At 66.3% G+C, this 24,109-nt stretch carries 18 protein-coding genes; 8 read left to right on the plus strand and 10 right to left on the minus strand.

Annotation, left to right across the window (positions count from 1 at the left end; all coding sequences use genetic code 11):
* Positions 1-22: 22 nt before the first annotated feature.
* The gene (locus L8K25_RS00150) at positions 23-472 is read right to left on the minus strand and encodes a MarR family transcriptional regulator (protein ID WP_242136902.1); all 450 of its coding nucleotides are present in this window, start codon (positions 470-472) and stop codon (positions 23-25) included.
* Between the two features lie 225 nt (positions 473-697).
* Complete coding sequence (locus L8K25_RS00155; protein ID WP_242136903.1) at positions 698-2,332, minus strand: Na+/H+ antiporter; 1,635 nt, start codon at positions 2,330-2,332, stop codon at positions 698-700.
* Positions 2,333-2,639: 307 nt separating this feature from the next.
* Between L8K25_RS00155 and L8K25_RS00160 the strand changes: the two genes are divergently transcribed.
* A complete protein-coding gene (locus L8K25_RS00160) occupies positions 2,640-3,101 on the plus strand; it encodes a DUF6790 family protein (RefSeq protein ID WP_242136904.1) in 462 nt (153 codons plus the stop codon).
* A gap of 37 nt (positions 3,102-3,138) precedes the next feature.
* Entirely contained in the window at positions 3,139-3,468 is a 330-nt protein-coding gene (locus L8K25_RS00165; RefSeq protein WP_242136905.1) for a hypothetical protein, read from the plus strand.
* Between the two features lie 87 nt (positions 3,469-3,555).
* On the opposite strand, the gene L8K25_RS00170 is transcribed toward L8K25_RS00165, so the two are convergent.
* The 6 genes from L8K25_RS00170 to L8K25_RS00195 all read right to left on the minus strand — a co-directional run bounded on the left by L8K25_RS00170 (position 3,556) and on the right by L8K25_RS00195 (position 11,007).
* Positions 3,556-4,815, minus strand: coding sequence for a hypothetical protein (locus L8K25_RS00170; RefSeq protein ID WP_242136906.1), 1,260 nt, complete (start codon positions 4,813-4,815; stop codon positions 3,556-3,558).
* A 392-nt stretch (positions 4,816-5,207) separates the two neighbouring features.
* Positions 5,208-7,085, minus strand: a complete 1,878-nt coding sequence (locus tag L8K25_RS00175; protein ID WP_242136907.1) for a YhjD/YihY/BrkB family envelope integrity protein — start codon at positions 7,083-7,085, stop codon at positions 5,208-5,210.
* A 155-nt stretch (positions 7,086-7,240) separates the two neighbouring features.
* Positions 7,241-8,215 carry a Brp/Blh family beta-carotene 15,15'-dioxygenase gene (locus L8K25_RS00180; RefSeq protein WP_242136908.1) on the minus strand — a complete coding sequence of 325 codons (975 nt, stop codon included), beginning with the start codon at positions 8,213-8,215 and terminating at the stop codon, positions 7,241-7,243.
* Positions 8,190-8,957, minus strand: a complete 768-nt coding sequence (locus tag L8K25_RS00185; protein ID WP_242136909.1) for a bacteriorhodopsin-like — start codon at positions 8,955-8,957, stop codon at positions 8,190-8,192. The genes L8K25_RS00180 and L8K25_RS00185 overlap by 26 nt, the downstream gene beginning before the upstream one ends.
* 252 nt (positions 8,958-9,209) lie before the next feature.
* Complete coding sequence (locus L8K25_RS00190; RefSeq protein WP_242136910.1) at positions 9,210-9,833, minus strand: LuxR C-terminal-related transcriptional regulator; 624 nt, start codon at positions 9,831-9,833, stop codon at positions 9,210-9,212.
* A 94-nt stretch (positions 9,834-9,927) separates the two neighbouring features.
* Positions 9,928-11,007 (minus strand): LacI family DNA-binding transcriptional regulator, encoded by a 1,080-nt coding sequence (locus L8K25_RS00195; protein ID WP_242136911.1) that lies wholly within the window; start codon positions 11,005-11,007, stop codon positions 9,928-9,930.
* A 194-nt stretch (positions 11,008-11,201) separates the two neighbouring features.
* On the opposite strand from L8K25_RS00195, the gene L8K25_RS00200 reads away from it, so the two are divergent.
* On the plus strand, positions 11,202-12,344 hold the full coding sequence (locus L8K25_RS00200; RefSeq protein WP_242136912.1) for an endo-1,4-beta-xylanase: 1,143 nt from the start codon (positions 11,202-11,204) through the stop codon (positions 12,342-12,344).
* 51 nt (positions 12,345-12,395) lie between these two features.
* On the opposite strand, the gene L8K25_RS00205 is transcribed toward L8K25_RS00200, so the two are convergent.
* Entirely contained in the window at positions 12,396-15,854 is a 3,459-nt protein-coding gene (locus L8K25_RS00205) for a TonB-dependent receptor (protein ID WP_242136913.1), read from the minus strand.
* Positions 15,855-16,092: 238 nt separating this feature from the next.
* On the opposite strand from L8K25_RS00205, the gene L8K25_RS00210 reads away from it, so the two are divergent.
* Genes L8K25_RS00210 through L8K25_RS00225 form a run of 4 tightly spaced genes read left to right on the plus strand, consistent with a single transcriptional unit; the run spans position 16,093 to position 21,728 of the window.
* Positions 16,093-17,610, plus strand: coding sequence for a tryptophan halogenase family protein (locus L8K25_RS00210; protein WP_242136914.1), 1,518 nt, complete (start codon positions 16,093-16,095; stop codon positions 17,608-17,610).
* On the plus strand, positions 17,586-19,079 hold the full coding sequence (locus tag L8K25_RS00215) for a tryptophan 7-halogenase (protein WP_242136915.1): 1,494 nt from the start codon (positions 17,586-17,588) through the stop codon (positions 19,077-19,079). Before L8K25_RS00210 ends, L8K25_RS00215 begins: the two co-directional genes overlap by 25 nt.
* Positions 19,076-20,695 (plus strand): tryptophan halogenase family protein, encoded by a 1,620-nt coding sequence (locus L8K25_RS00220; protein ID WP_242136916.1) that lies wholly within the window; start codon positions 19,076-19,078, stop codon positions 20,693-20,695. Before L8K25_RS00215 ends, L8K25_RS00220 begins: the two co-directional genes overlap by 4 nt.
* A gap of 7 nt (positions 20,696-20,702) precedes the next feature.
* Complete coding sequence (locus L8K25_RS00225) at positions 20,703-21,728, plus strand: cupin-like domain-containing protein (protein WP_242136917.1); 1,026 nt, start codon at positions 20,703-20,705, stop codon at positions 21,726-21,728.
* A gap of 160 nt (positions 21,729-21,888) precedes the next feature.
* Here the strand turns inward: L8K25_RS00225 and L8K25_RS00230 are convergent, their stop codons facing one another.
* Positions 21,889-22,926, minus strand: coding sequence for a cupin-like domain-containing protein (locus tag L8K25_RS00230; protein ID WP_242136918.1), 1,038 nt, complete (start codon positions 22,924-22,926; stop codon positions 21,889-21,891).
* Between the two features lie 196 nt (positions 22,927-23,122).
* Between L8K25_RS00230 and L8K25_RS00235 the strand changes: the two genes are divergently transcribed.
* A complete protein-coding gene (locus L8K25_RS00235) occupies positions 23,123-24,085 on the plus strand; it encodes a polysaccharide deacetylase family protein (protein ID WP_242136919.1) in 963 nt (320 codons plus the stop codon).
* Positions 24,086-24,109 lie beyond the last annotated feature (24 nt).

The raw sequence follows: 24,109 nt of genomic DNA on the forward strand, positions 1-24,109 counted from the left end.
CGAAAGCGGGAAGCAGGTTCGCTCAATCCTCGACGAGTCGCCCCAGCAGCGTGAGCGCCGCGGCCAGCTGGTCTTGCTCTTGCGGTGAAAGCCGCGCGCGGATCGTGCGTGCGAGCCAGTCCTGCCGCGCCGCGCGCCCGGCGCTGATCCACTGCCGGCAGTGATCGGTCAGCGACAGCCGCATCTTGCGCCCGTCCTGCGGGTCCGGCGCGCCGTGCAGCAGGCCGGCGCTCTCGAGCGCGGCGATGACGGTTCCCATCGACTGCGGCCGCATCGCTTCCGCGCGCGCCAGCTCGGACGTGGTGGCGGGACCGTCTCGCTCAAGCCGCAGGAGCACCGCGGTCTGCGACGGGGTCAGGTCGCCGACGTTCGCCTGTTCGCGCAGGCGCCGCTTCAGCTTTCCCGACATGCCCCGAATGTCGCGGGCCAGGTCGGCAATGCGGACTGCCTCGTCATTCACGGTCGAGCTCATCCAGGCTCGATACCACAAGACAGCTAAACTACAAAGTTTATCTTCATGTATTTGGCTACCGTCATGTGGGCCGGAGCAGACTACGGACTTGGCCAGCGCCGCCGCCGACGGCGTTTTGCGGGCCAAACTCATGGATATGATCCTGGCGTCGGGGCCGTTTACCTCCGCGGCGCGCCCCACGCACGCCACCGCCGCCGGTTCTTGGGCGCCTCGGACGCCGCCACGTTACTTGTAGCGCACCTCCAACAGATCGAGCTCCCGCACCAGTTTGGCGGCAAGCTCGCTCCCCAGGCCGCGCTCCCTTGCGATCGACATGATTTCGGCCCGCTCGGCGCGGACCGCGGCAAGCCGGAGTTCGCGCTCGATCCGCTCGTTCGCACGCGCCGCGTGGCTGGCGTCGCTCCCCGCGCTGCGGCTCTCGATCCGCTCGCGATAGCCGTCCATGATGCGCGCGCCGGCAGCGGCATAGACGTCCGCATCGTTCCGCCCTTCGGCCAGGGCATGCTGCACGCGCTCGATCGCCTTGATCGCGGCCTCCGCAGCGGCGACCCGCGCCATGTCTTCCGCCGCCTGCTGCGACGGCTCGGGCGGCATGGTCAGCCCGCGCAGGAGCAGTGGCAGGCCGATGCTCGCCAGGACGAGGGAGCTCAGGATGACCCCGGTTGCCAGGAAAATCGCAAGCTCGCGGCCCGGGAAGGGCGTGCCGTCTCCCATCACCATCGGTAACGTCAGCACGCCCGCTAGCGTGATCGCGCCACGCACCCCGGCAAACGACATTGCCGCGACCAGCCGCCACGGCGGGCTCGATCCGGTCTGGCCTTCCGGCGCACGCCGCAACAGCGTGATGCGGAAAGACACCCAGACCCAGCCGAAACGCAACGCGGCGAGCCCTGCCATGATCGCGGCAACGTACAGGGCCAGCCACCACGGCCCGGAATGCCCCGTCAGGGCGACGGTCTGGTCGAGCCCCGAGAGAATTTCGGGTAATTGTTCACCGAGCAGCACGAAGATCATGCCGTTCGCCGCGAACTGGATCGTGTCCCACACCGAGTTACGCCGCATCCGGGTCACTGCCAGCGCCTGGCGCGAAATCTCGGCGTAACTCATCGTCACGCCTGCCGCGACCGCCGCGAGGATGCCGGATGCATGAACATGCTCGGCGATCAGATAGGCACCGAACGGGATCAGCACGCTGATCAGGATCTGCGAGCCGGTCTCCTCACCGAAGCGCCGCGACACCCAAGCCTTCGTCCGCGTCACAAGCAACGTCAGCGCGACGCCGAGGAGGATCCCTGCCCCCGCCATCCAGAAGAAGTTCATCGCCGCGCCGGTCGCCGAAAAGCTGCCCGTCAGGGCAGCCGCGATCGCGACGCGCAGGCAGACCAAGCCGGATGCGTCGTTGAGCAGCGATTCGCCTTCCAGGATATGCATCATGCGCTTCGGGATCGGGACGCGCGCGGCGATGGCCGACACCGCGATCGGATCCGTAGGCGAGATGACGGCCGCCAGCGCAAAGGCCACGGCGAGTGGCATCGCCGGGATCATCCAGTGAATCAGGAAGCCCATGCCGACCACGGTCAGCAGGACCAGCCCCAGCGCAAGTTCGACGACGGTCGACAGGTCCTTGAACAGAGCGTCCTTGGGAATGCGCCAGCCGTCCAGAAACAGCAGGGGCGGCAGGAACAACAGCATGAACAGCTCGGGATCGAGCACGACGCGCAAATGCGTAACAAGACCGACGACGAAACCCAGCGCGATCTGAACCAGCGGCGTCGGCATCGCCACTGGCAGCATCCGCGACACGGCGCCGCTGACGACCACGGCCAGCAGAAGGATCAACACTATCGATACGGTTTCCAAGCCTGCGCTCCTGCATGATTCATCGCTGCGACGGAGCGTGTAACACGCCTTTCCCCCGCAAGCCGAACCGGCTGGCGAGCGCACGCGACGCGCCTGACCGCCGGCTCACGCTTTAAACCCGGGGACGTACGCCGCCATTCAGGCCTTTCGCTGCATCCACCGTCGGGCTCTCGGTGACGGTCGCCGAGCGGATGTAGCGGGTGGGCGCCTCTTCGGGTCTTGCGCGGATCAATGAACCCTCGTCATCTACCGGCACAATGCCGATAAACGCGGAAGTTCGATCGGTTCAGGCGCAAGAGGCGAAGTCATGGTCTATCTACTCGTCGTCGGCCTCACCATGCTGGTGCTGCCGCTTGCATCGATTGCGGTCGAGTTCGACATGTCCAACGCACCGATGGCGTGGCTGATCGGAAAATGGTTCGTTTTCTGGTCGGTGGGTGCAAGGCTGTTCCTTGCCGGAGTCCGCCAGTATGTGCAGCCGGCCTTTACCAGCCGCGATATCATGGGGATCGAGAGCCCGGAGGTGTATGGGCTCGTCCGCGAACTGGGTGGCGCGAACATCGCATCCGGCGTTCTGGGCCTTGCCTCGATCGCCATGCCGAACTTCGTGCTCCCCACCGCGATCGGCGCAGGCATCTTCCTTGCGGTCGCGGGGGTCGAGCACGTCCGAACGGCCCATCGCGGTCGTCACGAGACCATAGCAATGATCAGCGACTTTTTCGTCGCCGCGGTTCTCATCGGGTTCGCTCTCGGGACGTTCTTCTTCTGATCCAAGCCTGGGTCGCTCAGGACGTCTCGACCCCTGGATGTCGAAGTCCGCGCAGGGGAGCGCCGGTATCGAGCACTCCATCTCCAATCGTTACAGCGACCGGTCCGGCGATACTCTCGCGACCGACGATCTGGTAGTTCAACGGCTGGACGCGTTCGAAGCGGATTTCATGCGCGAGCGCTTCGCGGACTTCGAGCGTTCCGTCCTGCAGGACAATATCATCCTGTGCGATACCAAATGCGGTGTGCTGCTTGCGTTTACCGGGACGATGGTCATCCTCAAAAGCGGCCCACATGGCGCGTGCAAAGACCCATGCGGCGAGATGAGGGCCGCGCCAGGCCGTGCCGATACCACCGACCGAGGCTGAAGTGCCGGTATGGCGTATCCCGCCGTTCCGGGAATGGCCCTGCCCGCAGTCTTGCTGGCAGGTAGCGCGTGGATAGCGCCGGCTGGGTCAATTTTTTCCGCCCAGCAATCCGCCTTGCCGGAGCGCGGCATCGATGCCGGCGACGCGGGCCTGGAAACGGGGATCGGCCAACCCACCGTACCGCTTGACGAACGCCTGGTTGGAAATGCCGTCTTCGCGGGCCGTGAGGTCGCTCGGCAACAGCTCTTCGGCTGACACGCTGCGGAGCCGATCGGCCATGGCCGCCGACGTTTCAGGGCGGATGGCAGCCTGCGCTACCAGATATCCGGACCGGTCTGCAGCAAGGTCGGCAAACGAAAACCCGCTGGGATCGCCGATGGCGAATGCGGATTGCCTGGCAAGGCTGTCCGCCAACTCCTTCCACTCGCCCATTGCTTCCGCCAGGTGCGTGCCAGCGCCCGCTGCCAGCGCCGCGGATAATGCCCAATGCATCGGCCAGTCCGATCGACCCCGGATTGTTGCGATCGGCACCTGCAACCCCGCATGCGCCTTTGCGCGACAGGACGCGGTATCGGCCCGCGCCGCGCCGGCAAGATCCCCCGCGCGTTCGTCGACCAGGATCATCGCCAGGGCAATGAACGTCGCGCGATTATACCCGGGCGTCCCTGCGTCCGGATCGGGTATCGCAAACGCGCGGTGCACGTGATCCGTCAACGCGCTCAGTGGCGCTGCCTGCTGCGCGGTCGCTAGGCGACAGTAGATCTTCGTTACCAGCGTTTCGTCGACGGCGTTGGTGGATAGCCCAGCCACCTGGTCCATCAACCCGCTCTTGCGCGGAAGGTGGACCACCGCCGCCACTGCATCATCACTGATCGCGACCGTTTGAACGAGTTGATCGAGCGGGGGTACATCGACGTGGCGATAGCGCAGCGCCAGACGACCGAGCTCGATCGTCCACCGCGCCAGGGCGCCGTGCATGGACAGCGATCCAACCGTCAGACGGACCGGCGGAAATCCGGTGCTACGCCCTTGCGCGGACACGCCGATGTTGAGCCAGCGTCCGCGGAACAGGCGATGGCTGCCCACAATCTGCAAAATTCCGTGGTCGATGTCCATTCGCAGTCGATCCGGCCGAAAGCCCTGCGTTGCCATCGCACTCATGCCGTCGAGTTGTCTGCGATCGAGGTGAATGCTGCTCCGACCGTCGGGTCGATCCCAAATGGCCTTCATCTGCAGAACGGCGTCACGGCCCGCGCCGACCTGTTCGGCGGTCGGCGGCAGCGCCGCATCGACTGTCGGGCCGGCGCTGGTCACCAGGATGATCAGGACGACGACAGCCAGCGCCATCGCTCCTGCGGCGGCAGCCAGGACCTTCGCGGCCCGGCGCGCTGCTGCGCGCCTGTTCCTCTCTCGTACCAACGACCGAGCGCTTTCTTCAAACGGGCCTCATTGGCCCACCCCGTATGAGGAGACAGGTACACCAAGGCGGAGACAATCCCAGGCGCGGTACCATGGATTGAAAGCGGTCCTTACGGTAAAACAACCGGCGATCGCATGCGCCATCGACGTCCCAATCTCGCGCGGTCATCCCGTGCCCTTCGATCTTCGATACCCGCGCGCATCCGTCGCTTGCCTTCGTAGCGGTCAAGCACCGCGTTTTGCGCATTTTGGATGGAAGCCATGCCGGATACGGATGACCATCCGGCAGAAACGCGACCGAAGGCGAAGGGGCGGCCGCGCTACCGCGCCAGGACGGAACTGGCGTAGCGCGCGAGAAGGTCCGCCGCGTCGTCGTAGAGCGCGATCGCACCCGCATGGAGCAGCCCGGCGTCGTCGAACCCGCCCGAGCGAAGGCCGATGGCTCGCATGCCGCACTTCGCAGCCGCCTCCATATCATAGGGCGTGTCGCCGACGACGATCACCTCGTCGGCCCCCATCGGATCGACCTTGGAGAGCGCCGCCCTGAAAATGTCCCCCGCTGGCTTGGACGTTTCCACGTCGTCGATACTGGTGGTCGCGTCGACCACCTGGCCGAGCTTCATCATCGACACGTAATGCGCGACCTCCTTGGCATCTGCCGACGAAGCGAGCACCACTTTCTGGCCTTGCCCATGAACATGGCGGAGCAGCCGGTCGGCATCGGCGAACGGCCGCACCTCGGCGAGGTACTTCGCCTTGAAAATTTGACCCTGACGGTCGCCGATCGCTGCGATCGTGTCGGACGACGCGTCCCGAAGCAGGTCGGGCACGAGCTGATCCGCACCCTTGCCGATCTGGCCCCGGATTGCGGCCTGTCCGACTGCATGGCCGTGCTCTCGGAACGCCGCCTCCCATGCCGCAACGTGCAGGTCGTTGCTGTCGACGAGCGTCCCGTCGAGATCGAAGAATACCGCGCGCGTCGCAAGCGTCGGCGTGGCCGGACGCTCACGCAGGAACCAGGTCACGGCCGCTGTTGCGCCCAGCAGGGCCGCGCCCTGCGCACCCCGCCCCCGCCGCAATAGCGACAGCCCCAGCGTCGCCGCGACGGACGACGCCCATCCGATTTTCGGAAGCCCCGCGATCCCGCTGGCACGCCCGGCGATGCGACTTTTGACGATCTCGCCGAGGGCGGCAGGCATTTCGGCCGACCGGCGCGCCGCACCCACGACGGGTCCGCCCGCATGCGTGCCCGATGCGTCGTCGTCCGCGACGTGGTCGGCCGCCCAGGCCCCGCGATCGCCCAGCGGGGCGGATTGCCGGGTCGTGTCCCGTGCGGTCTGGTGCTCGATCTCGGAATTCAGTTCCGCGCCGAACAACAAGATGTAGCTGGACAGGTACAGCCAGGTGAGCGTCACGACGACGGTGCCGAGCGACCCATAGGTCGCATTGTAGTTACCGAACTGGGCGACGTAGATGCCAAAGCCGATTGTCAGCACCAGCCACATGAGCGCCGCGAACAGGGATCCCGGCGTCAGCCATACCCACCGCGCCCGCTCGCGCGATGGACCGTAGCGGTACAAGGTGGCCGCCGCCCCGGCACCCGCGAGCGTCAGCAAGAGATAGGCGAGAACCTTTCCCGCGATGATCACGCCATCCGGGGCATTCGGGATCAGTCGCTGAAAGTGGCCGAGCGCGGCGATTGCCACCAGGGCGATCATCGCGACGATCACGGCGACCACCGTCATGCCGATGGCGAGCAGGTTGACCTTGATGAACCCGCGCTTCTCCTGCTCTTCATAGGCGACGTTAAGCGCGGTGATGATCGCGCCCGCCCCATTGCGCGCCCCGAACACCGCCAGTCCGAGGGCCAGCAGCAGCCCCAGCCCCTTCTTGTCGTCGGACGTCTTGACCACGTTCATCAATTGCTCGCCCACCAGCTTGGCGACGTCGCTCGGCATGACGGACGTGAGCTGCGTCATGTTGCGCATCACGGTCGCCGGGTTTGCCGCGAGGCCGTAGACCAGCACGATCGCACCGAGCAGCGGCACGAGCGCAAGGAAACCGTAGAAGGCGACGCCCGCTGCGATCAGCCCGATATTGTCCGTGCCGGTCTCTGCCCAGCTCCGCTTGACGATGGCGAGCCACCCCTTGAGCGGTATCTGCCATGGGCTTCCCGCTTCATGTCCCTGATCGTCCACGCTGATATCCGTTCGTTTTGATGACCCGAAGCGCGGGACTTCGGTTGAACAGATGTGACGAAGGACCGTTCCAGCCGGAAATGGGTCGCGGTCGACGACGCTTGCGATTGGGGCCGTCCCGTATCCGGGCGGCGGGGCGCGACGCATCGCGCCGGCTAGGCCGTTGGCACGGGATCCCCACGGGCGGGGTCGGCAATCACCCGCCGTTCGAGCCAGCGGGACAGCATCAGATGCGGCACCGCGACGGATGCGAGCAACTGGAACGCCTGCGCCACGACGGTCGGGTCGATCCGAGACGGCGCCATGGCGCGCATCCCCCACCAGCCGAGAACCGCCAGGCCCGACAACAGCGCGCCGGTCCCGAGCCAGCGGGCAAGCGTCATGTCGCGCAACTGCGCTCGCGTCTCCGCCAGATGCCGCGGCGAATGCAGGAAGACGAAGAACAGCGCGAAGCCGGCGACCGGCGGCAGGACGACCAGCAGAACGAAGCATAGCGCCATCGCGGCCGCCCAGCCTCTGCTCTTGTTTAGCCATGCAACGGCAATGCCGACAGCGGTGACCAGCAATGCGACCGGCGCTGCCGCAGTAATGATCTGCGCGATCACCTTGGCGCGCGGATCGCTCATCGCGACGAACAGGTCCGACACTATCGCGGGATGACCAAGCGTCGCTGCCCCGATCACCGCTGCGCCCGCTGCAAACCGCAACAGCGGCTCTTCGAGCATCGGCCAATCCTCGCCGAAATGCACCGAGGCAACCGCCAGGAAAAGCACCAGGGCTACCAACGGCAGCGTCATCCACAGCAACACCATCAGCATGGCGACCGTCGCATAACCCACGACCGCGAGCCCGACGCCGGACCGATCCAGCGCCACCGCGCGCCGCAGCAGCGCGATGTCATAGGCCCCGTGCGGCAGCCCGCCGCCGATGAACACGAGGGTCGCTGCGACCACCGCCGCCGGTTCCCCTAGCGGCGCGCGAAGCAGGGTCAGCGCGATGAGCGTCGCCGCGGCGATCCAATAGACCGGATAGACGACATCGCCGCGCCCCTGGGGGGCACGGCGATGCGGTTGCGCTCGGTGATCGGCAAGCACGGCCGTCCGATCAGGCGGCGTGGACCTTGTGTCCATCGCCTTCGGCTTCCGATTTGCGGAGCGCGATCAGGAAGATCAGGATGCCAAGCCCGGCCTTGGCGACGATATCCGCGATCGTATAGCCGATCTGGATCGTGGTGGTCGCGGTGCCGCCCGTCAGCCCGGCATAGGGTGCCATGTACACGATCGGGTAGAAGCCCCACGACGCGAAGGTCAGCAGGCGCGCCTTGCGGACGAGATCCTGTGCGCCCGCCGGCTGCTGCTTGATCGAGGCGCCGAGACCGCTGAAAAGTTCCCATACGATATACAGGAACGGGATCGCCGAGAGCGTACCCCAGATCGCACGGGTCGGGATGTCGTTGGCGATTTCGCCCGGATATCCCAGCACGATCATCAGCGCAGCCGCCGAGCCGAGGCGGACCGCCTTGGACGACGTTTCCGCGCGCGACAGCCGCATCACCAGCACCAGTTCGATCAGCAGCAGCGGCACCGTCAGCAGCCAGTCGACGTAGCGATACGCATCGTTGAACGCGAAGCCGGTCGCGGTGACCACGCCATTCCTGAAGATATAAGCGGCGTTCCAGCTCTCGAAGATGCGGAAATAGTGGTAGGCGGCGATGCCGGTGACCAGCCCCGAAATGGTGAGCGCGGTCCGATACGCCGGCGCGACCTGCGCGCGACTGAGCCAGAGGAAGGCGGTGGCGGCCCCCATCGCCGCGAAGGTAAAGGAAAACGCATTGTAGACGAGCGAGAATTGGAATGGCGTGACGACGTCCATAGTGGCCTCCGACGTATGGATCCGCGGCACGAATGCGCCGGGCAGGATGCTGCGGGGCGTCGCTTCGACCAAGGCGAAACGACCGTATCCCGATGTGTCGTCACAGCGGCACCAGAAGGGCGAGGGTTAGCCTGACCGCACGCCGAATGGCTGGAAGGCGTACGGCAACGCCGCTGTGGCGACCGGGAAACAGTAGAACGGCCCGGCTTTTCCGCCGATACGGACTTTGTGCCGTATCGCGGCTGCGTACCTCTAGAGGCCGGCCTCTACGGCGAGACGGATCAGGTCTGCGGTCGTATGCAGCTGCAGGCGGCTCATCAGGATGGCGCGGTGCATCTTGACGGTCTTTTCCGCAAGGTTGAGCTCCGCTGCGATCTGTTTGTTGAGCAGGCCGTTCGCGACGAGTTTCAGCACCTGCCCCTGCCGCGGCGAGAGCGCCTTGACCATTTCCGCGGCGCGAATGCGACGCATGCTCGATGGCGTGGCGGCTGCCGCGTCGATTTCGAGTTGCGACCCGAGGAAATACAGCAACGCATCGTTCTCGTCATAGATCGGCGCGACGAGAACGGCGTTGCGAAACGGCTCGCCACTGCGTTTGTAGTTCAGGATTTCAACCAGCACCGGGCGATGCTCGCGCACCCCGCGACGGATTTCCTCGGTCAGCCACGGCTCCGTTGCAGGGCCAGACAGGAAACGGCAGTTACGCCCGACGACATCTTCAACGGGATATCCAGTCAGGTCACAGAAGGCATCGTTGCAGGCAACAATCGGATTGTCGGGCAACCGCGGGTCGCTGATTACGGAGGGGATTGGACTGTCGGCGACCAGACGCCAATGGCGTTCCCGCGGGAGCAAGAGGTCGGCCTGTTGTGCCATATCAGCTGCTGGTCCGGTACATATCGTCTAGCATACCGTCAGCGGTGCGTTGTGGCACTCGATTTGTTGGAGAAATGGGCCGCCGTCGCACGCCTCACGCCTTCCGCGGAGCATCCCCTTCGTGCCGATCAGACCAAGTCCCTTCGGATTGACGGCGGACAAGGTCGTGGCCGAGCACGAGATGCGGCGCCGCGAACGCATTGCCAGCGCGCCGGGAGCGAATTTCGGCGCTGAGCAGTTCGACTCCCGCCCGTGCCATCTCGGCAATCGGCTGTCGGATCGTGGTAAGTTCGGGCCAGATGGCGGTCGCAAGGGTGGTGTCGTCAAACCCGCACACGGTCAGGTCGCCGGGAATGTTGAGCAGCTTGCGGTGCGCCACGCTGACGATCGCCGCGGCCATGTCGTCATTGCTGGCAAATATCGCCGAGGGCCGATCTGCAAGGTCGAGCAACACTTCGGCAGCGTCCAGACCCGAGCGATAGGTGAACTGGCCCTGCGCGACGAGCGCGTCTTCCACGCCGACCCCCGCCTCCCGCAGCGCAGCGCGGTAACCATCGAGCCGGCGGCGGCTTTCGCTGTGGTCTGGATTCCCGACGACGAAACCGATCCGGCGATGCCCGAGCGACAAAATATGCCGCATCATCGTCCGCGCTGCCGCAAATTCGTCGATGCTGACCGCGAGCAGATCGGGCGACGGCGTACCACTTCCGATCGCCAGCGCGGGTATGCCCTCGCCGATGATGGCGGCGATCAGCGCCGCAGAATCGCACAGCGGCGACGGCAGCATCAGGCCATCGATCCCGCTTGCGATCATCTGGCGTGCCACGGCGATCGCATGATTGTCGGGCTGGCATTTCTGGACGATCATCTGGACGTTCAACTGGCTCGCCATGTCGAGTCCGCCCACCAGCAGCGCACTGAGATAGTTCGTGCTGGGATTGGTGAACAACAGCCCGATGCGGATCTGCTGCGCGCCGGTCAGGATCCGCGCAGCAAGATTCGGCGAATAGTTGAGCCGTTCGATTGCCGCCAGGACCCGGTCGCGGGTCCCGGGTCGGACGGTCGCTTCCTTGTTTACCACTCGCGAGACGGTCATCGTGGACACGCCGGCCGCCGCGGCGACATCGCGGATGGTCGCGGCTTTCGCCGGGCGATGAGCAGATAGCGGTTTCATTCGTACCCCCGGAAGGTGCCGCTACGGTTTTGTGGCGCGAAGCGCAATAAAGGTCGGGTCCGGTTCGCAGGATATCCCGCGGGAGCAAGGCTAGTCGAAAGTCCGTTCTGTCGAACCATCCGATCGAGCCAGTCCTTGACCTGCGCCCTTCGCTTGGGGATGGTAACGGTATCAATATAAGAGAGGGTGCTGATATGACGGGATTTACGCGACGCGAAACCATGTTTGGCACGATCGCCGGCCTTGCAGCGGCGGCGCCGCTCGCGGCGGCGGGTCGGGAAGAACCTTCCCTGGACACCCTTGCGCGGCGCAAGGGGATACGGTTCGGGTCCGCGATCGCCTGGGGCGCTCCGGGTGCAGACCGCGGATCGTTCGCCAATCCGGCGTATGCACGCCTGGTTTCTGCCGAATGCGGGTCGATCGTTTCCGAAAACGAGCTGAAGTGGCAGGCGTTGCGACCGAGTCCGACGACCTTCGCGTTCGAACGGTTCGATGCGATCCTCAACTGGGCCGAGCGCGAACGCCTTGCGGTGCGCGGGCATAATTTGCTGTGGCACCAGCCCAAATGGTTTCCCGCATGGCTCAACACCTATGATTTCGGCGCCGCCCCCAAGCGCGAGGCCGAACGGGTGCTGACGACGCATATCGACACGGTGCTCGGTCGCTACGGCAAGCGGATCATTAGCTACGACGTCGTCAACGAGGCGGTCCGCCCGGCCGATGGGATGCTGTACGACACCAGTCTTTCGCGCGCGATGGGCGGTGCCGAACCGACGCTCGACCTCGCCTTCCACACCGCGCGCGCCGCCGCGCCGGGGGCGCAGCTGGTCTATAACGACTATATGAGCTGGGAGCCGGGCAATGCCGCGCACCGTGCCGGCGTGCTCAAGCTGCTCGAGGGGTTCCGCCGCCGCGGCACGCCGGTCGACGCGCTCGGCATACAGTCGCATCTCGTCACGCAGGGGCTGGATACGAAGGCAAGCGTGGCCGCGCTCGAACGCGACTGGCGGCACTTCCTCGATGCAGTCACGCAGATGGGGTATCGGCTGCTGCTCACCGAGCTCGACGTGCGCGACAATGCGCTGCCCGCTGACGTCACCGCACGCGACCGGGCGGTCGCGGACTTCACGCGGGGGTATCTCGACGTGACGCTCAGTTACCCGGCCGTGCGCGACGTGCTGAGCTGGGGCCTGTGCGACCGGTACAGCTGGATCGAGGGGTTCGAGCCGCGCAAGGACGGCACAAGGCGGCGCCCGACACTGTACGACACGCAGTTCCGCGCCAAGCCGATGCGCGAGGCGGTGGCCGCGGCATTTGCGGCTGCGCCGTCCCGCTGACGGGACGGCCGCCCGCGTGCCGGGGGGGTTGGCGCCCCCCGGCAGCGAGGATCAGAAGTTGCCGCGCAGGATGAACGAGAAGCGGCGGTCGTTGACGAAATAGGACCGCGGCGCCAGCGTGCTCGGATCACCGCTATACGCCTGCAGCGTCTTGGTGACCGAGTTGGTCAGGTTCACGCCCTGCACCCCGATCTTCACATATTTGTTCAGGTTGAGGAAGGCGGAGGCATCGAGCTGACCCGACGCGTCCTGGAAGATCGACGTGTACGGGTAGATCACGTCGGCGGCGGTCAGCAGATACCGGGAGCGCCAATTGTACGCCGCGCGGATCGAGACCGGGCCCTTCTCGTAGAACAACGTCGCGTTGACGTTGTGCTTCGACAGGCCTTCCAGCGGCAAGCTGCCGGTCTTGGTCTGCGCCGCCACGTTGGTCACCGGCGATCCGCCATTCAGGAACGAGTTGGGCAACCCGTTGCTCTGAATGAACGTGTAGTTGCCGGTAAAGCCGAAGCCGCTGAGCAAGCCGGGAAGGAAGTTGAAGGTCTGCTGATACGCGACTTCCGCCCCCTTAACCTTGCCGTGCCCGGAATAGTTGGCCGGCCCGCGCGTCAGCAGGTCGAACGTCTGGCCGTTGTTGGTCAGCGGCAGGCTGACCAGCGACTGGTAGAAGAAGCCGGTAATGTCCTTGTAGAAGACGTCCGCGGTCAGCGAGCCCACGCGCGAGAAGTACCATTCCGCCGTGACGTCGAACTGCCACGCCGTCGCCGGTTTCAGATACGGGTTGCCGACCTGGCTCTGGAAGTTGCCGTTCCCGTCGATCGAGATCTGCTGGAAATTGCGCACCAGATTGGTGTCCGGGCGCGTCAGAACCTTGGATCCGGCGAAGCGCAGCAGGAGCTGCGGTGTCAGACCGACCTTCAGGTTCACACTCGGGAGCCAGTAGGTGTATTTGTTCGACGCCTGGCCGAGAACGATCGTCGGGTTGACCGATGCGAACTGCTGCAACCGGGCGTATCCGTCCGCGCCGAGCAGGCACACGCCACCGGGTGCCGCGGGCGTGTAGCCAGCCGGCAACGGCGTCGTCGGCGCCGCGGGAACGCACCGGCTCTGGAACGTATCGGCGATCCCAAGCGACGCCCGGCTGGGAATGATGCTGCCACCGAAATTGTCCATCCCGGTATGGACGTAGCGCACCCCGACGTTGCCCGCGATGTCCAGTCCCGGGATCAGGGTCTTGGTTTTGAACGACGCCATGGCATACGCGGAACTGTCGCGCTGATGCACGCGCGTGACTTCATTGGGCAGATACGGCGAGTCGGCGCCGACGCCAGCGCGCAGAGCAGCGGGCGTCCAGCGGGTCGAGGGGTTGGTCTGGCTCGCCGCTCCCGCTGCCTCGACCTGATTGATGAAGCCGACGGTCTTGTTATATCCGTCGATCATGTTGCCGTTGTAATAATAGGCACCCGACGGTCCCGGGGTCGCGCCGCGGAAGAAGTTGTCGAAGGTGTAGAAGCTTGCGTTGCCGCCGTTGACCTGATTGATCGACACCGGGCTACCCGCCCAGACTTCGCTGAGCATGCCCCAGTTATAGGCCGAATATTTCACGGTCTGGTCGCGGTCGGCATAGCGCGCGCCGAAGCGGATCTTGTCGAGGAAGCTGCCGTCGACGTCATAGGTGACGTCGCCCTTGAACTGGAATTCCTTGCCGCGGCTGTCCTCGAAATGATCCATCGCCGCACGCCAGAATTCGACGTTGGGATCCGCAAAATATTGCGCGTCGGTCGCGTTGACCAATGCGGGGTTGGCCGGCCCCGCCCACGTTGCCGCCAGCGTGGCCGGCTTGTGCGAAACGACGGTCGGCACGTTCCCGGTCAGGTTGAGTTCCTGATCGGCGTACGTCTCACCGTAGATGTTTAGCTGGCTGACCTGATGATGCGATTCGGTGTAATCGGCGTCCAGCGCGATATGCAGCCGCTCGGTCGGGTGGAGCAGTGCGTTCAGGCCATAGTCGTTGACCGTATTCTGCTCATAGACCTGCCCGCGCGACAGCGAGATCGGCGCGCCGCCGGTCGGGATGAAGGTCTGCAACGGCGTACCGCTCAGATTGCTGCGATAGCCGGTGCCGGGCGTGGTGATGTACCCGCTCTGGAACAGCCCGTTGGCGTCGTATTTGTAGTTGGTGAACTTGCCCGTCGGGCATTCCGCACGAACGGTGCCTGAGTTGACATCGCCCGGGTTGGTCAGCGGGCCATCGTTGTTCTGCTGGCAGCCGATCGGATAGGTGCTGTATTCGGACAGGTCCGGCGCTGCCTCGAACGTATGTTCGTCGGACAGGTTCGTCGTGTGCGAGCGGATATACTGGCCGGTCAGCAGGAACCGGTGATCGTTCGTTTCATACTGTGCCGCCACCGCGATCCCGTCGCGCTTGCGGTCGAAATCCTGCGTGCGATACTGGCCACCGAGTGGTGCGTAGAACCCCGCGGTCGGATCGGCGAAGCCATCCGCGCCTGCCGTCGATGCCGCACCGCAGGCCGCATGAACCGCCGGCAAGGTCGTCGTGTCGCCGTTCCCGGGGAGCGGATTGCGGCAGATCGTCGTGCCGCCCTGGCTCTGATAGGTCACCAACGTGTTGTCGCGCGCCTGGAAATTGGTGATCTGCAATCCATCGGCGCGGCTGCGGACGCGGGAATAGGACACGTCGCCGAGCAGGCCGAACGTCCCGACACTCGTATTCCACGTGTTGCTGACCAGGATCGACCCGGTCGGGGTCCACTTCTTCTCGAGGTCGCCATAGCTGCCCTCCGTGTCGACGCCGACATGGAAGCCCTTGTTGTCGAACGGCTTGCGCGTGTTGAGGTTGACCGTGCCCGCAAGCCCGCCCTCGATCGAGGCGGCGGTGACGTTCTTGTACACCTCGACCGACCCGAGCAGTTCGGCGGGCACGTCCGAGAAGTTGAGCGACTGGCCGCCGATGCCTGCCGAGAAGGCGTCGCGACCGTTGAATTCGGAGCGGACAAAGTTGAGGCCGCGAATGACGACGCCCGAGCCTTCGACCGAGAAATGGTCGGGATCGTTCGAGGCGGCGAAGCGGCTGATCGACACGCCCGGCACGCGCTGCAGCGCCTCGGTCACGGAGCGATCGGGCAAGGCGCCGATGTCCTGCGCGGTGATCGCGTCGACCACCGTGTCGGAGTTGCGCTTGATGTTCTGGGCGTTGGCAAGGCTCTGGCGGATGCCGGTCACGACGATGTCGTCGGGGTCCTTGGCGGTGTTGCTCGGGGTGGCGGTCTGGCCGTCGACGCTCGACGTTTCGCTGGAGGAGGTCGGGGTTCCGGCGGTGCCGGCGGTCCCCTGCCCGGCGACGGCGCCGGTCGGCGACGTCTGGTTCGCGCCGCCGGCCTGCGCGTGCGCGGTCCCGGCAAGGGCGACGCATAACGCCGTGGCGGAAGCGCCTTGGAAAAGGTGAACAAGACGACGAACAGCCGCCGTCGATGGCGCTAAGCTACGCATAAACAACCCCTCACTAAACACGACGCTGTATTCGCGTCTGATTCTGACGACGCCGTCGGTTTGCCCGATGCGCGCCAAATATGTTTGCGGTAACATTTTGCGGAAATCAAACGCAAAGTTTGGTGGAATGTGACAATCCTGCAACGCTGCGGAAACAATCAGCTAGCGGTTGACGCGGTCGCAGGAATGAGGGAGCACCCGTGCGAGCGCAACCATAAGGCGCGAGTGGAGAGTAGCGATGCCGTTGTCGGCGGAGGCAAAACTACGGGTCGTGGTGGTCGGCGGTGGTACCGCCGGCTGGATGACCGCCGCTGCGCTCGCGCGCCTGTTGCCCGATCACTGTTCGGTCCATCTGGTCGAGTCCGAAGCGATCGGCGTGGTCGGCGTCGGCGAGGCGACGCTCCCGCACATCCGCGCGTTCAACGAACGGCTCGGGATCGACGAAGCCGAGTTCATGGCGCGGACGCGGGCGACCTTCAAACTCGGGATCGAGTTCCGCGACTGGGGGCGGATCGGCGACAGCTACATCCATCCGTTCGGCACCTTCGGGCGCGGGTCAGGTGCTGTCGACTTCCACCATTATTGGACGCGGCTGCTGCACGAGGGGAAACCGCTGCCGTCGCTCGACAGCCTGTCCTATGCCTGTGCGCTCGCGCGTGGTGGTAAGTTCGACCGGCCCGCAACCGACCGGACCCTCGCCGGGACCTATGGCTATGCCTATCAGTTCGATGCGCTGCTGTTCGCGCCGTATCTGCGCCAGATCGCCGAGGAGGCGGGCGCACGTCGGACCGAGGGCACCGTCGCCAGCGTCGAGCGCGATGGTGAGCGCGGGGACATCGCGGCGATCATCCTCGACAGCGGCGAGCGGATCGAAGGCAACCTGTTCGTCGATTGCTCGGGGTTCCGCTCATTGTTGCTCGGGTCGGCGCTGGAGGAACCGTTCGTCGACTGGTCGCACTGGCTGCCGACCGACCGCGCCGTCGCGATGCCGTGCCGGACGCGGACTGCGGTGACGCCCTATACCAGCGCGATCGCGATGCCCTCGGGCTGGCGCTGGCGGATCCCGCTGCAGCACCGCACGGGCAACGGCTATGTCTATGCGAGCGCATTCGTATCCGACGACGACGCCCGCTACGCGCTGGAGACGGCGGTCGAGGGCGAAGCGCTCGCCGCACCGCGCGTGCTGCGGTTCAAGGCCGGGCGGCGGCGGCGCAGCTGGGTCGGCAATTGCGTCGCGATCGGGCTGGCGAGCGGGTTCCTCGAACCGCTCGAATCGACCAGCATCTACCTCGTCCAGCAGGCAATCACCGCGCTGATCGAGCTGTTTCCCGAGCGCCACATCAGTGAGAACGACCGCGACGAGTTCAACCGTGTGATCGACCTCGAGTACGACCGGATCCGCGATTTCCTGATCCTCCATTATCACGCCACCACCCGCAGCGATTCGCCTTTCTGGGACTATGTCCGCACGATGCCGATCCCGGACACGCTGTCCGAAAAGCTCGACCTGTGGCGCACCCGCGCGCGGATCGTGAAATATCGCGAGGGGGTGTTTCTCGACCCCAGCTGGGTCGCGGTCTATCTTGGCCAGGGGATCGTGCCCGAAGGATGGGACCCGCGCGTCGATACGGTCGCGACCGACGCGCTGCTCGCGAGCGTCGAGGCGTTGCGGACCGAGATCGCGGGCGATGTCGCGCGCCGCCCCGATCACCGCAGCTTCATCCAACGCTATTGCGCGATGGCGCAAGCCGCCTGATGCACGGCGAGCGGCTCGAACGGATCGTGGTGGCAGGCGGCGGGATCACCGCCTGGTGCGCCGCCGCCGCGCTCAAACGGCGCGCGCCGTTCCTCGACGTGACGATCCTCGCGTGCGCGCCCTCGCCGGACGCGCTTGCGGACCGGGTCGCCTGTACCCTGCCCTCGCTGCTGGGGTTTCAGGAGGATCTCGGGATCGGCGTCGCCGACGGGATCGTGCGGACGGGTAGCGGCTATCGGCTGGGGACATTGTTCGCGGGGTGGGCAAACGGGCTGCCGGACTATGTCCACGCTTATGGCCGCTACGGCGCGTCGTTCGGGCCGACCGCCTTCCATCTCCACTGGGTGCGATCGGCACAGGACGGGACCGCGGCACCGTTCGACAGCCATTCGCCCGCCGCCGCGCTCGCGCGCGCTGGGCGGTTCGTCCCGCCGACCGCCAATTCGCCGTTCGCCGACCACGAGTTCGGCCTGACGCTCGATGTGCCCCGCCATGCAACGATGCTGCGCGCGTTCGCGCTCCACGTCGGCGTCCGCGAGATCGTGGGCGAGATCGCCGGGGTGACGCTGGATGGCGGCAAGGCCATAGCGGCAGTCGATCTGGCCGATGGTTCCGCGCTGACCGCCGACCTGTTCGTCGATGCGACCGGTCCCGAAGCGCGGTTGCGCGGTGCGATCGACTCAGTCCGCGACGACTGGAGCGCATGGCTGCCGTGCGACCGCCTCCTGCTCGCCGAACCGGGCGGGGAACCCGCGGTGCTCACCACCGTCACCGCGCATCAGGCAGGCTGGCACTGGTCGAGCGGCGGACAGGCGGGCTTTGCCTATGCGTCGCACGCGATCAGCGATGGCAAGGCGGCGCGCGTGCTGCGCAACGCCTCGGGTGCCACGCCCGGCGAACCGATCCGCATCCGCCCCGGCACGCGCCCGCAGCCGTGGCAGGGCAATTGCCTTGCGATCGGCGATGCGGCGACCGAGATCGAACCGCTCGAATGGTGCAACCTCCACCCCGCGCTGAGCGCGATCGACCGGCTGATCACGATGCTCCCCGGTCGTGTCGCGACCCCGGTCGAGGTGGCCGAGTTCAACCGCCAGACCCGCGCCGAGGCCGAACGCGTCCGCGACTTCCTCGCGATGCATTACCGCACGGCACGGCGCGACGATCCGCTGTGGCGCACGCTCGCCGCTACCGCGCCGCCCGCCAGCCTCGCGCATACGCTCGCGCAATTCGCCGAGCGCGGCCGCCTGCCCTACCACGAGGAAGAGACGTTCGCGCGCGACAGCTGGGCCGCCGTGCTGATCGGCCAGGGGTTCCTGCCGCGCCGCGTCGACCCGCTCGTATCCGCCGTCCCCGCCGCCGCCGTGCGCGCGGCGATGGCGCGCCAGACCGCCGCGATCGCCGCCGCCCTCCCGCATGTTCCCACCCACGCCGCCTATCGCGCGGCCCAGACGAGACACCTCACCCGATGAACGAGCATTCGATCCGCCGCGTCGTCATCGTCGGCGGGGGCACCGCCGGCTGGATGGCCGCCGCCGCCTTTGCCCGCTTCCTCAACAACGGCTATACGCAAGTCACTTTAGTCGAATCCGACGAGATCGGCACGGTCGGTGTCGGCGAGGCGACGATCCCGCCGATCATCAACTTCAACCAGATGCTCGGGCTGGACGAGAATGCGTTCCTCGCCGCGACCGCGGGGACGTTCAAGCTCGGGATCGAATTCGTGAACTGGGGCGCGATCGGCGAGCGCTATTTCCACCCGTTCGGCACCTATGGGCACGATTTGCAGGGCATTCATTTCCACCAGCTCTGGCTGCGCGAGAAGGCGCGCCGCCCGATCGCGGACATTTCCGCCTGGTCGATGAGCGCAATGGCGGCGCAGCACGGCACTTTCGGACGCGCGAACGAGGACGCGCGCTCGCCGGTCCGCGAGCTGTTCTATGCGTTCCATTTCGATGCCTCGCTCTACGCGCGCTATTTGCGAGACTATGCCGAAAAGGGGGGGATCGTCCGGGTCGAGGGCAAGATCGCGACGGTCAACCAGCGTCCCGACGACGGCTATGTCGAGGCGGTCACGCTCGAGGACGGGCGGCGAGTCGAGGGGGATTTGTTCATCGATTGCTCGGGCTTTCGCGGTCTGCTGATCGAGGAAACGCTCCACACCGGCTATGAAAGCTATGCGCACTGGCTGCCGTGCGACCGCGCGGTCGCGGTGCCGTGCGCGCTGCCGCGGCCGGGCGAGCCCGATCCATTCACCCGCTCGACCGCGCATCAGGCGGGGTGGCAGTGGCGGATCCCGTTGCAGCACCGGATGGGGAACGGCCTCGTCTATTGCAGCGATTATCTCGATGACGATGCCGCCGAAGCGCAATTGCTCGCCAGCCTCGAAGCCGAGCCGCTCGCCGACCCACGCCGGATCCGCTTTACCGCCGGGCGTCGTCGGGACTGCTGGAACCGCAACGTGGTCGCGCTCGGCCTGTCGAGCGGGTTCATCGAGCCGCTCGAATCGACCAGCATCCATCTCGTCCAGGCGGGGATTCAGCGGCTGCTCGCGCTATTCCCCGACAAGCGCTTCGACCCGACCGAACGCGACGAATTCAACCGCCAGATGCACGACCTGTACGAGGACGTCCGCGACTTCATCATCCTCCATTACAAGGCCACGCGCCGCGACGATTCGCCCTTCTGGGACAAGGTGCGGACGATGGAGATCCCCGACAGCCTGCAACGCAAGATCGACCTGTTCGCGGGCAAGGGACGGCTGTTCCGCGAGGGATACGACCTGTTCACCAGCCCGAGCTGGGTCGCGGTGTGCCTTGGCCAGGGGATCGTCCCCAAGAGCTGGGAGCCCGCTGCCGATGCGCTCGACGAGCAGAAGGTCGCGGTCGCGCTCGAACAGATGCGGCACGGCTATCTCGACACCGCGCAACGCCTGCCGACGCACGGCGATTTCCTGCGCCGGACCGCGCCGTCGCCGCTCGCGGCCCCCGCCCCTGCCCCAGCGCCCACGCCAAAGGATGACGTGCCGTTCTTCTCCTTTACCGCGGAATCGCCGTTCGATGTCGGTGGCGGCGGATCGCCGCTGTGACGCGGGCATGACGCGCCTCGCGACCCCTGCCCCGATTGCGGAAGTGCACGGCATCGACCGCGCACGCTTCGATGCCGAAATCCGCGCCGCTGCCAAGCCGGTGGTGCTGCGCGGGCTGGCTGCGGACTGGCCAGCCGTCCGCGCCGCGCGGGAGTCGGACGAGGCGCTGGTCGGCTATCTCAAAACCTTCAGCCATGCCGAGCCGGTCGGCGCGATCGTCGGTGCGCCCGAGATCGAGGGGCGGTTCTTCTACGAACCCGGTCTCACCGCCCTCAACTTCACGCGCGGCCGCGCCCCGCTCGATCCGTTTCTCGACCGGTTACTGCGCGATCGCGCCGTTGAGCGTCCCTATGCGATGGCGGTCCAGTCGATCCCGGCACCCGACCTGCTCCCCGGTTTCGCCGAAACGCACGGCCTCGATCTGGTCGATCCGGCGGTGGTGCCGCGGCTGTGGCTCGGCAATGCGATCCGCGTCGCGACGCATTACGACCTGATGGAGAATATCGCGGTCGTCGTCGCAGGGCGTCGCCGCTTCACGCTGTTTCCGCCCGATCAGGTCGGCAACCTCTACATGGGCCCGTACGAGCTGACCCCGGCGGGCACGCCGGTCAGCATGGTCGACCCGGACGCGCCCGATCTGGAACGGTATCCGCGCTTCGCCGAGGCGATGGCCCATGCCTGCGAAGCGACGCTCGAGCCGGGCGATGCGCTCTACATCCCGTTTCACTGGTGGCATGCGGTCGCCTCGCTCGCGCCGGTCAACGTGCTGTGCAATTACTGGTGGGACCCGGCACCCCCGGGGATGCCCAACCCGTATGACGCGCTGCTGCTGTCGCTCTTCGCGCTGCGCACGTTGCCGGAGGACCAGCGGCAAGTGTGGCGGACGATGTTCGACCATCTGGTGTTCCAGACCGGGGGTGACCCGGCGGCACATCTGCCCGCGCACGTCAGGGGTGTCTTCGGCGTGGCAGACCTGGACGGACTGGAACGGATGCGGGTGACGTTGCTGCAAAGCCTCGGGCGCACCGGATAGCGCCTCGAAATTGACCGGACTTGGACGCCCCCCCCCAAACCGTTCGTTTCGAGCGAAGTCGAAAAACCTGCGCCGTGCCCGGCTTCTCGATTTCGCTCGAAGCGAACGGGGAGAAAGTGGGCCGATAGGCGAGAAAGATGTTCGCACTGACCGCTGCGGCTCAGGGCCGCTGCAGCATCCGGATCAGGAACTGGCGGATCTTCCCGGTCCGCTCTGCACTCGTCGGCCCAAGGATGCCGCGTGCCGCCCCGGGCAGATGATCCGCCGCCTGCGCCGCATTGGGCGCAAAGACGAGGTGATCGTACCAGCTCCGCCACGCCGCCTTCTCCGCGACCGGCAAGTCGCGCACCGCCTCGATCGCATGGACCAGCGCAAGGAAGGCGGCGCTCGAGCGATGCTCCCACCAGTAATTGACCAGCACGTTGAGCCGGCCGAACGCGCGGACATGGTGCCACCAGATCGGGGGGATGACGATCGCATCCCCCGGTCCGAGCTCGGCCACCTCGGCATGCGTCAGCGCTTCCGCGAAGCGCGGGTAACGGTCGAGGTCGGGAGCGTCGGGATCGACCATGCTCGACGGTGGTCCGGCCATCGTATGATCGAGTGGCCCGACATACAGATTGGCGAGCTGCTCTGGCGGGAACAGCGTGAACCGCCGCCGCCCCGCGACGACGCACGCGATGTTGATCGACGTGTCGTAATGCGTCGCGATCCGGGTGGCATTGCCGATCCACAACCGCGCCGGCGCATCGACCCCGAGCGCGAGCGGGTTCGCCGCCTCCCAGCCCGGCAGATGCTCAGGCGCGGTCGCGGCGTTGGCGTAGAGCGCGTGCGGACGTTCCGTTCCGCTCTCCGAGAAGCGCAACAGCTCGGCAACCAGCGCGCCGATCGGCACCGGCTGGCGGTGGAAGGTGAACCCGGTCAGCGTGTCATCGGCGTAGAAGAAGCGCCCCTCCGCCTCTGGCGGCGCGATCATGACGTCGAGCGGCTTGCCCCCCGGCGTCGCAAAACCCGCGAGATATTCCGCCATCGCGCGGTCGCCCCCGGCCGCGGCGGCGACGGCATCCCAGTGCGCGACTTGGCCGCGCAGCACGACGGGGCGATACGCCGTCACGACCTCCCGTGCGAAGGTCGCCGCGTCGACGGCGGCGCGTTCGGCGACACGGCGTTGGCTCGCGGGCGGGGGAAGATCCGACATTGATGACGACAGTAGCGGAGCAGATGGCGACGCGACAGCATGTCCTCGGCAAAAACGTACGCGCCTTAAAGGCCTTCTTATCAACGACACAGCGGGTTGACACGATCCGCGGGGTACGGTGTGATACCGGTAACACGGCCAGCTCTAGGCGATCGCAACCGCGACCGGACCAGAGTCGTGGGGAGCAGGATGCGGTATGCGCGGGTGGAAAGTCTTGGCCGCCGGAGTTGCGGCGGCGCTCGTCGCAGCAGGATCCGCCCTCGCAGCGCCGCCGTCCGAACGCTCCTCCACCCCCTCCCCCGCGGCAAAGACACGGTCGGCGCGCCCGCAGATCGCTTTGACCTTCGACGACTTGCCCGCGCACGGGCCGTTGCCGGTCGGAAGCGACCGGCTGGTCATCGCCCGGACGATCATCGCCGCGCTCGCCCAGCATCATGCGCCCGCGTTCGGCTTCATGAACGCGACCTTCGGCGCGGGCGACCCGAACGCCCCCAAGGTGCTGGCTGCATGGCGCTCGGCCGGGCTGCCGATCGGCAACCATACCGCAGGGCACGTCAATCTCGACACCGTCGGATCGAGCGCCTTCCTCGCCGATGCGCTCCGCAACGAACCCGCGATCGCCGCGGTCGCGGGTGACAGCGACTGGCACTGGTTCCGCTACCCCTTCCTTGCCGAGGGGCAGGACGCGAGCGTGCGCGACGCCGTTCGCGCCGGGTTGCGCGCGCGCGGCTATCGGATCGCCGCGGTCACGATGAGCTTTGGCGACTATGCCTGGAACGACGCCTTCGCGCGCTGCACCGCACGGAAGGACATGACCGCAATCGCAGCGCTGGAGACGAGCTACCTCGCCGCCGCGCGCGCGCAGGCGCAGCGCTCGCGTGATCTTGCGCGCGCTGCGCTCGGGCGGGACATTCCTTATGTCCTGCTGCTCCATCTCGGCGCGTTCGATGCGCGAATGCTGCCGCGACTGCTCGATCTGTACGAGCGGATGGGGTTCGGCTTCACCACCCTGCCCGAGGCGGAGGCCGATCCCTTTTACGCAGGATCGCGCGATCTGTCGCAGCGCGGCCCGACCGCGACGCTCGAAGCAGCGGCGAATGCCAAGGGGCTGCTCGTTCCCGCCAATGCGCCCCTTCCAACTGCCGGCGTATGTGCGTGACACCGTTTCGAAGCCTTGCCGGTC

Origin of the sequence: Sphingomonas sp. TREG-RG-20F-R18-01 (genome assembly GCF_022662475.1) — a bacterium.
In the GTDB taxonomy this organism is placed as follows: Bacteria; Pseudomonadota; Alphaproteobacteria; order Sphingomonadales; family Sphingomonadaceae; genus Sphingomonas.

What these genes read in the sequence shown, in the direction of transcription:
- L8K25_RS00165 (WP_242136905.1), top strand. Translation starts at nt 3,139, where the DNA reads ATGTCGAAGTCCGCGCAGGGGAGCGCCGGTATCGAGCACTCCATCTCC.
- L8K25_RS00185 (WP_242136909.1), bottom strand. Translation starts at nt 8,957, where the DNA reads ATGGACGTCGTCACGCCATTCCAATTCTCGCTCGTCTACAATGCGTTT.
- L8K25_RS00170 (WP_242136906.1), bottom strand. Translation starts at nt 4,815, where the DNA reads ATGGCGCTGGCTGTCGTCGTCCTGATCATCCTGGTGACCAGCGCCGGC.
- L8K25_RS00220 (WP_242136916.1), top strand. Translation starts at nt 19,076, where the DNA reads ATGAACGAGCATTCGATCCGCCGCGTCGTCATCGTCGGCGGGGGCACC.
- L8K25_RS00230 (WP_242136918.1), bottom strand. Translation starts at nt 22,926, where the DNA reads ATGTCGGATCTTCCCCCGCCCGCGAGCCAACGCCGTGTCGCCGAACGC.
- L8K25_RS00225 (WP_242136917.1), top strand. Translation starts at nt 20,703, where the DNA reads ATGACGCGCCTCGCGACCCCTGCCCCGATTGCGGAAGTGCACGGCATC.
- L8K25_RS00150 (WP_242136902.1), bottom strand. Translation starts at nt 472, where the DNA reads ATGAGCTCGACCGTGAATGACGAGGCAGTCCGCATTGCCGACCTGGCC.
- L8K25_RS00210 (WP_242136914.1), top strand. Translation starts at nt 16,093, where the DNA reads ATGCCGTTGTCGGCGGAGGCAAAACTACGGGTCGTGGTGGTCGGCGGT.
- L8K25_RS00160 (WP_242136904.1), top strand. Translation starts at nt 2,640, where the DNA reads ATGGTCTATCTACTCGTCGTCGGCCTCACCATGCTGGTGCTGCCGCTT.
- L8K25_RS00180 (WP_242136908.1), bottom strand. Translation starts at nt 8,215, where the DNA reads ATGGACACAAGGTCCACGCCGCCTGATCGGACGGCCGTGCTTGCCGAT.
- L8K25_RS00205 (WP_242136913.1), bottom strand. Translation starts at nt 15,854, where the DNA reads ATGCGTAGCTTAGCGCCATCGACGGCGGCTGTTCGTCGTCTTGTTCAC.
- L8K25_RS00200 (WP_242136912.1), top strand. Translation starts at nt 11,202, where the DNA reads ATGACGGGATTTACGCGACGCGAAACCATGTTTGGCACGATCGCCGGC.
- L8K25_RS00195 (WP_242136911.1), bottom strand. Translation starts at nt 11,007, where the DNA reads ATGAAACCGCTATCTGCTCATCGCCCGGCGAAAGCCGCGACCATCCGC.
- L8K25_RS00190 (WP_242136910.1), bottom strand. Translation starts at nt 9,833, where the DNA reads ATGGCACAACAGGCCGACCTCTTGCTCCCGCGGGAACGCCATTGGCGT.
- L8K25_RS00235 (WP_242136919.1), top strand. Translation starts at nt 23,123, where the DNA reads ATGCGCGGGTGGAAAGTCTTGGCCGCCGGAGTTGCGGCGGCGCTCGTC.